This window comes from Bergeriella denitrificans NBRC 102155, assembly GCF_001592185.1.
In the GTDB taxonomy this organism is placed as follows: Bacteria; Pseudomonadota; Gammaproteobacteria; order Burkholderiales; family Neisseriaceae; genus Neisseria; species Neisseria denitrificans.
Window position 1 is genome coordinate 1 of record NZ_BCWL01000162.1, and the last position, 4,917, is coordinate 4,917.

5 protein-coding genes are annotated in these 4,917 nt (G+C 60.7%); all 5 read right to left on the minus strand.

The window, feature by feature from the left end:
* Nucleotides 1–64: 64 nt before the first annotated feature.
* A complete protein-coding gene (gene yacG / locus BDE01S_RS08290; RefSeq protein WP_066080048.1) occupies nucleotides 65–256 on the minus strand; it encodes a DNA gyrase inhibitor YacG in 192 nt (63 codons plus the stop codon).
* Nucleotides 257–317: 61 nt separating this feature from the next.
* Nucleotides 318–932 carry a dephospho-CoA kinase gene (gene coaE / locus BDE01S_RS08295; protein WP_066080051.1) on the minus strand — a complete coding sequence of 205 codons (615 nt, stop codon included), beginning with the start codon at nucleotides 930–932 and terminating at the stop codon, nucleotides 318–320.
* Nucleotides 933–962: 30 nt separating this feature from the next.
* A complete protein-coding gene (locus BDE01S_RS08300; RefSeq protein WP_066080054.1) occupies nucleotides 963–1,826 on the minus strand; it encodes a prepilin peptidase in 864 nt (287 codons plus the stop codon).
* A gap of 1 nt (nucleotide 1,827) precedes the next feature.
* Nucleotides 1,828–3,060 carry a type II secretion system F family protein gene (locus tag BDE01S_RS08305; protein ID WP_066080057.1) on the minus strand — a complete coding sequence of 411 codons (1,233 nt, stop codon included), beginning with the start codon at nucleotides 3,058–3,060 and terminating at the stop codon, nucleotides 1,828–1,830.
* A gap of 9 nt (nucleotides 3,061–3,069) precedes the next feature.
* On the minus strand, nucleotides 3,070–4,749 hold the full coding sequence (pilB, locus tag BDE01S_RS08310) for a type IV-A pilus assembly ATPase PilB (RefSeq protein WP_066080060.1): 1,680 nt from the start codon (nucleotides 4,747–4,749) through the stop codon (nucleotides 3,070–3,072).
* Nucleotides 4,750–4,917: the final 168 nt, after the last annotated feature.

The following is a 4,917-nucleotide window of genomic DNA, read 5'->3' on the forward strand; positions in this document are numbered from 1 at the left end:
ATATCCCATCAGGTGGCTGAGCGCAGTCGAAGCCGCGCCCTTTCCGACCAAAATAAACCGCTTTTCAGACGGCTTTGTTTTCCCATTCCGACAGCGGTTCTTCTTCCGCAGCGGCCACGGTGTAACGCTCCTGCGCCCATTCGCCCAAATCAATCAGCTTGCAGCGTTGGCTGCAAAACGGGCGGTAGGGGCTGTCGGCATTCCAGGCGACGGGGTTTTGGCAGGTGGGGCATTTGACGGTCAGGGCGGTATTCATGGCAATCTCGGGGGCGGTTGGGCGGGTTTCTATGACTATAGTCGGAGAAATTAATCTGTTTTCAGACGGCCTGCGCGGCATATCGGGCTTGGTAATAGCGGTGCAGGCGGGTAATTTTTTCGGACAAATCCGCTGCGCTGCCTTCGTTGCCCAATACATCGTCGGCATGGTTCAAGCGGCGGCGGCGCGGGGCTTGGGCGGCGATGATGCGGCGGATTTCGCTTTCGCTCAGGCCGCTGCGCGCCTGCACGCGGCGGATTTGCGTGTCTTCCGCGACGTCGATGACGAGGACGCGCTGCACCAGTTGGCGGAAAAGCGGCTGCTCGACCAGCAGCGGGATGTCGATGATGCCGTAGGCGGCGTGCGGATGCGCCTGCTGCTGCCTGCGGATATCGGCCAAAATCAGGGGAAACATGATGCCTTCGAGCTGGCGGCGGGCTTCGGGCCGTCTGAAAACGGTATCGCGCAGGGCGGCACGGTCGAGACGGCCGCTGTCGTCAAACAGGGCTGCGCCGAAGCAGCGGCGGATTTCGGGCAGCGCCGCGCCGCCGTCGGCAGTCAGTCTGCGGCTGACGGCATCGGCATCGATGTGCGGTACGCCCAGTCGGACAAATTCGGCGGCGGCCTGCGATTTGCCGCTGCCGATGCCGCCGGTAAGGCCTATCCATACGGTCATACGTGTTCCTTTCAATAAACGGGGTCTGCCTTAAAATCCCGATGCGGAGAGCCACCAGCGTACCAGCTGCTGCGCGGGTGCGTAGGCCAGCATCAAAATCCAGCCGGCCAGCGCGAGGCAGGGGCCGAAGGCGAAGGCTTGGTTTTTGCCGATTTTCAGCATCAGCGCGGCGAGAATACCGGCCAGCGATGCGGCAAACACGAGCAGTGGCAGCACCGCCGCGCCCAGCCAGGCGCCGAGCGCGGCCAGCAGCTTGAAGTCGCCGCCGCCCATGCCGGTTTGGCCGGTGAGCAGTTTGTAGGCGGCACACAGCAGCCACAGGCTCAGATAGCCGCACACCGCGCCGATCACGGCGGATTCGAGATCGGTCAGCCCGCCGCCGAGGTTGAACAGCAGCCCCAGCCAAATCAGCGGCAGGGTCAGGGTATCGGGCAGGTAGCGGGTATCGGCATCGATAAAGGCCAGCGCAATCAGAAAGGCGCTGAGCACCCAGCCGCCTAAAGTCAGCCAGCTTGCGCCGTATTGCCAGGCAACGGCGGCAAAGGCCAGCGCGGTCAGCAGCTCCACCAGCGGATAGCGTTTGCCGATGGGGGCGCGGCAGGCGGCGCAGCGGCCGCGCAGCAGCAGGTAGCTGAGCAGCGGGATATTCTGCAGGGCGCGCACGGGGCTGCCGCAATGCGGGCAATGCGAAGGCGGCACGGCCAGATTGAAGGGTGCGGCGTCTTTTTCAGACGGCCTGATGCCCAAATGTTCTTTGGCAAACAGGGTCCAATCCCGCTCCATCATCACGGGCAGGCGGTAGATGACCACGTTGAGAAAGCTGCCGATCATCAGGCCGAGTATGACCGAAAAAAACAGCAGCAGCGGTGCGGAAGATTCAAGCAGGCTCTGCATATTAAGACACCACGCCGCCCAGGTTGAGCAGCGGCAGATACATGGCAATCAGCAGCGTGCCGATAATCAGACCGATGATGACCATGATAACGGGTTCAATCAGGGCAGACAGACGGGAAACCGAATTGTCCACTTCGTTTTCATAAAATTCCGCCGCTTTGTTGAGCATATCGTCGAGTGCGCCGGATTCTTCGCCCACCGCCGCCATCTGCACAACCATATTGGGAAAAATATCGGCGGCCTGCATACTGGAAGCCAGCGACATCCCCTGATTGACGCTGGTGCGGATATCGTGGGTGGCTTCTTCGTAGAGCAGGTTGCCCGAAGCGGCGGCCACGGAATCCAGCGCTTCCACCAGCGGCACGCCGGCGGCAAACAGGGTGGAAAGGGTACGCAGCCAGCGGGCGGTGGTGGCTTTACGCACGATGTTGCCGAAAAGGGGCAGATGCAGCAGCATGGCATCGGTGCGCTTTTGCAGGGCATACGATTTCGCGTGCAGCCGGTGCAGCGTCACCACGGCGGCCACGGCGGCTACCAGCATCAGCCAGCCGTATTCCACCACCAAATCCGAGAGCGTCATGGCATATTGCGTCATCAGCGGCAGCTGCGCGCCCATATTGGTGTAGATTTCCTTAAATGCGGGCAGCACAAAGCGCATCATCACAAAGACCAGGCCGGCGGCGACGGCCATAACCGCCATCGGATACATCAGCATGGTTTTGACTTTTTTCTTGATGGCCAGCGTTTTTTCTTTATACGCGGCCAGCTTGTCGAGCAGGTTTTCCAATACGCCGCCGGTTTCGCCCGCCGCCACCAGATTGCAGTAGAAGCGGTCGAAATATTTCGGATGCTTGGCAAACGATGCCGAGAGCGGGCTGCCTTGTTCTACATCGGCGCGGATGCCGGTCAGCAGCTGCGTGGCGGCGGGGTTGGCATGGCCGCGTGCGATGATTTCAAAGGCTTGCAGCAGCGGCAGACCGGCTTTGAGCATGGCGGCCAGCTGGCGGGTGAAGACGGTAATGTCTTCCTGGGTAATGGCGCGGGTACGCACGGATTTGACGCGGCTGATGTGCGTTGGACGGATGCCGCGCCGCTGCAGCTTGCGTTTGGCGTCTTCTTCGTTTTCCGCCACCACTTCGCCGCGCACAAGGCGCTCGGTGTAGGTGTTTTTGCCTTCAAAGGCAAAGCGGCGGCCTTTGGCCGGGCGGCCGGACGATGGGCGTGTGGAAGCCATGCTTAATCCTTAATCGTTGGTGCGGGCGGTTACTTCTTCCAAAGGGGTCAGCCCCTGCATCACCTTGAGCAGGCCGGCGCGGCGCAAGTCGACCATGCCTTCCTGATAGGCCAGCGCGGTGATGTCCACTTCCGTGCCGTTGTCCATGATGACGCGCTGCATCGCTTCGCTGACCGGCATGACTTCATACACGCCGATGCGTCCTTTGAACCCACTGCCGCGGCAGGATTCGCAGCCTGCGGGGCGGTAGAGCGTCCAGCTGCCGGCCAGGTCTTCATCGGTAAAACCGGCCTGCTTCAACGCGGCTTCGGGCGGGCGGGGCACGGCTTTTTTGCAGTCGGGGCAGAGGCGGCGCAGTAGGCGTTGCGCCATAATCAGCGTGATGGAGCTGGCGATGTTGAAGGGGGCAACGCCCAGATTGAGCAGGCGCGAAAGGGTAGCGGGCGCGTTGTTGGTGTGCAGGGTGGAGAACACCATATGCCCGGTTTGCGCGGCTTTGATGGCGATGTCGGCGGTTTCTAAATCGCGGATTTCGCCCACCATGATGATGTCGGGGTCTTGGCGCAGAAAGGCGCGCAGCGCGGATGCGAATGTGAGGCCCTGTTTGTCGTTGACATTGACTTGGTTGACGCCGGGCAGGTTGATTTCCGCCGGGTCTTCCGCCGTGGCGATGTTGACGCTTTCGGTATTCAGAATATTCAGGCAGGTGTAGAGCGACACGGTTTTGCCCGAGCCGGTGGGGCCGGTGACCAAGACCATGCCGTAAGGGCGTCGGATGGCTTCGAGCAGCATGGTTTTTTGAAACGGCTCCAAACCCAAGGTGTCGATGTCCAAACCGCCGATATCGGAATTTAAAATCCGCATCACGACTTTTTCGCCAAACAGGGTGGGCAGGGTGCTGACGCGGAAATCCACGGGGCGGCCGTTTTTCTGGAAAGCGATTTGGGTGCGCCCGTCTTGCGGCACGCGCTTTTCAGCAATATCCAGATGCGCCATGACTTTGATGCGCGAGGCAAGCTGGCCGCGCACGGCCACGGGCGGCTGCACCACTTCGCGCAGCTGGCCGTCCACGCGGAAGCGCACCCGTGCGATGTGTTCGTAAAATTCAAAATGGATGTCGGACGCGCCGGCCTGAATGGCATCGGAAAGGGTTTTGTGGATAAAGCGCGGAATCGGGCCGTCTTCGGCTTCTTCGTTGTCGATATAGAGAATTTGCGTGCCCTGCGCGGCTTCGTGCTCGCGGCGGATTTTGCTCAGAATGGCGGTGGAACGCTGCCCCAGCCACTCCAGCAGCGCTTCGAGCTGGTCGTCGCGCACCACAACCAAGTCCATGTCTTCGCCGGAGGCAAAAGCCATTTTTTGGAAATCCTGAATCCGCGTGGGATCGGATACGCCCAGATATACCGTGCGCCCGCGCCGGAACAGCGGCACGCAGCGGTTTTGAATCATCTGCTCTTCGGTCAGTACATCGGCCAAGACGCCGCTGCGCGGAAAATGGTGCAAATCCAGCAGGGGATAATTGAAGGTTTGCGCCAGCAGCCCGGCCAATGCGCGCGGGGTGGTGACGCCGTCGGCAAACAGACGGGGCATCAGCGCGCGCCCGGCGTGGGCGGTGTCCATATAGCGGCCTGCCTGATCGGGTGTCAGAATGTGGTTTTGTACCAGGATACGCAATAATCCGACGCTCATGTGGTCATCCGTTTCTATGGGTTATAAGGCGGCCTGCGGGCGTTGCGGGGCAGGCTATTCCAGCTATTATAAAGCAAAGCAGGGCGTTCTATAGTCGGAGAAATTAAATGCTGATACAAGGCGAGCCGGCGCCGTAGCAGAGATTACTCTTCGACTATAGTATAGTCA

What these genes read in the sequence shown, in the direction of transcription:
- pilB (WP_066080060.1), bottom strand. Translation starts at nt 4,749, where the DNA reads ATGAGCGTCGGATTATTGCGTATCCTGGTACAAAACCACATTCTGACA.
- BDE01S_RS08300 (WP_066080054.1), bottom strand. Translation starts at nt 1,826, where the DNA reads ATGCAGAGCCTGCTTGAATCTTCCGCACCGCTGCTGCTGTTTTTTTCG.
- coaE (WP_066080051.1), bottom strand. Translation starts at nt 932, where the DNA reads ATGACCGTATGGATAGGCCTTACCGGCGGCATCGGCAGCGGCAAATCG.
- yacG (WP_066080048.1), bottom strand. Translation starts at nt 256, where the DNA reads ATGAATACCGCCCTGACCGTCAAATGCCCCACCTGCCAAAACCCCGTC.
- BDE01S_RS08305 (WP_066080057.1), bottom strand. Translation starts at nt 3,060, where the DNA reads ATGGCTTCCACACGCCCATCGTCCGGCCGCCCGGCCAAAGGCCGCCGC.